Annotated in this window: 1 protein-coding gene; it reads left to right on the top strand. The window is 59.2% G+C overall.

The genetic code is table 11. From position 1 onward, the window contains the following. A partial coding sequence (locus QSV46_RS39810; protein ID WP_314964106.1) for a hypothetical protein occupies positions 1-224 on the top strand: 224 nt, incomplete at its 5' end. Positions 225-272 lie beyond the last annotated feature (48 nt).

Below are 272 nucleotides of genomic sequence, written 5' to 3'. Positions count from 1 at the left end.
GTGCGAGGATGGTCGCTGCGATGGCGGATTTGGTGAGATGGGTAGTCATAAGTGCTCTCCTTAAAGAAAAAATCCGTTTCGTAGGCGCACCCTGCGGGCACGTCCGCGAAACGGATTGGTCAAACAAACCTCTGTTGGCGCATGCGATTGCCGCTGCAATCGCGGGCGGCAAGCCGACGCAAGGCGTCACTCGCGCGCTGGCGCCTATATGCCTCGTCCGCTGATCAGGCGCACCAGGATCATGATCACGGCGACGACCAGCAGGATATGGA

The organism is Bradyrhizobium cosmicum, assembly GCF_032290525.1.
GTDB classification, from domain to species: Bacteria; Pseudomonadota; Alphaproteobacteria; order Rhizobiales; family Xanthobacteraceae; genus Bradyrhizobium; species Bradyrhizobium cosmicum_A.
This window is presented reverse-complemented; position numbering and strand designations above follow the sequence as displayed.